Below are 1,634 nucleotides of genomic sequence, written 5' to 3'. Positions count from 1 at the left end.
TCCCAACTTAGATCAGTCCCAGGAAGCGTTCCAACCTGGCACTTGGGTAAGTCTGTTAGAGCTACCTAATCCCTATAGCTTTGATGAAGCGCTACTGCTGTGCCAGATTTCAGAAGACCAGTGGGTATCCTGGATTCCTGATCATGGTGAAGCAACCCTACATATCAGTCAATTTTTCTGAGTTTTTCTAGAAACACAGCCCTTGGAGGCAAAAGGCTTGCAGGCACAATAATCGATTAGCCACCGCTCACAGGAGGAATCAGAACCACTTCATCCCCATCTTGCAAGGGGGTATCGGGGGGAACAAATTGCAGATTGATGCCAAAGCGGGTCACTTCACGCCATTGCTCCAGCTCTGGGTGTTCACTCAGTAAACGGTCTAGCACCGCTGATACTGATGTTTGAGGAGGAAATCCTAACTGGAGTTCTGGCAAGCCATAGGTTTCTTGATAGGCAGCAAAAAGCTTGACTGTAACGGTAATTGATGGTTCAGACATAGATAAAGTAGTTATCAAGCTCCCTAATTGCTGTGAATTTGCTATTTTTTTGTGTTAAATGCTGTTTGATGTTTTTTCCCTGACGAGACTCAGACCCTTAGAAATATACTTTACAAATCAGATCAAGTAAGATAGATGCACCCTCATGACCAAAGCAGTATTGACCCTAATTCACGAGTATTTTAACACTCCCCGGTCTAAAGACGCGGGGATTCTTGCTTCATAGATTCGGCTTGCTCAACCTGGTCGGAACCAAGAAGAGTAGAGGCTAAATCTCCACAAGAGTTCGGGTCGATGACCCAAGTTCCGGTGTGCCCCACCGTACTCAAGGCTCTTTGGAGTATGTTTATGGCGGCGTTGTGGTCTCTATCTAGCTGACACCCACACTTGCAAGTGTGAGTCCTAGTTGACAGAGATTTCTTCACTACCTCGCCACACTCAGAGCAACTCTGGCTAGTGTAGGCGGGGTTGACTGCAACAGTTATCCTGCCGAATTTTTTACCAAAATGCTCCAACCATTTCCTGAATTGATACCAACCTGCATCATTAATAGACTTGGCAAGACAATGGTTCTTAACCAGGTTCTTAACCCTCAAATCTTCATAGGCGACCAAATCGTTAGATCGGATTACGCAACGTGCCAGTCTCTTAGCATGTTCTTTACGCTGCCTACTTATTTTTAGGTGTGTCCTGCCTAGTTTATTGATGGCTTTTTTTCGGTTGGCAGAGCCTTTCTTTTTTCGGGAAACTCGCCGCTGATAAAATTTCAGCCGTTTCTCTCCTGTTCGATAAAATCTTGGATTAGGCTCGGAATTCCCGTCGGAATCTGTATAAAATTCTTTTAGTCCGACATCCAGGCCAACAGTGTTTCCGCTTGGTTTGAGTTTTTCGTGTTTTACAACTGAAACACAGAACTGAACGTAATACCCGTCAGCCCGACGTACTATCCGAACCCTCTTTATTTGCTTCTTGTCGAAGCGCCATAAGTCCCATTTACCTTTGAGCTTGAGCTTTCCGATCCCTTTTTTATCACTGAATACGATCGACTTTTTGTCGGGAGATAATTTCCAACCTGACTGCTTATATTCAACCGATCGGCAGTTTTTCTGGAACTTTGGAAAGCCTTTCTTTCCTGGA

At 44.9% G+C, this 1,634-nt stretch carries 3 protein-coding genes; 1 reads left to right on the top strand and 2 read right to left on the bottom strand.

What is annotated here, in order from left to right:
• Positions 1-181: hypothetical protein (locus tag F6K20_RS37630; protein WP_287298277.1), on the top strand; the 181-nt coding region annotated here is incomplete at its 5' end.
• 55 nt (positions 182-236) lie between these two features.
• Here the strand turns inward: F6K20_RS37630 and F6K20_RS37625 are convergent.
• Entirely contained in the window at positions 237-497 is a 261-nt protein-coding gene (locus F6K20_RS37625) for a MoaD/ThiS family protein (RefSeq protein ID WP_009149283.1), read from the bottom strand.
• Positions 498-694: 197 nt separating this feature from the next.
• On the bottom strand, positions 695-1,634 hold a 940-nt coding region (locus F6K20_RS37620), incomplete at its 5' end, for an RNA-guided endonuclease InsQ/TnpB family protein (protein ID WP_287298275.1).

The sequence above is a fragment of the Moorena sp. SIO2C4 genome, assembly GCF_010672485.1.
In the GTDB taxonomy this organism is placed as follows: domain Bacteria; phylum Cyanobacteriota; class Cyanobacteriia; order Cyanobacteriales; family Coleofasciculaceae; genus Moorena; species Moorena producens.
Note: the sequence above shows the minus strand (reverse complement) of the source record. Positions and strands in the feature narration are given on the sequence as shown.

What these genes read in the sequence shown, in the direction of transcription:
- F6K20_RS37625 (WP_009149283.1), bottom strand. Translation starts at nt 497, where the DNA reads ATGTCTGAACCATCAATTACCGTTACAGTCAAGCTTTTTGCTGCCTAT.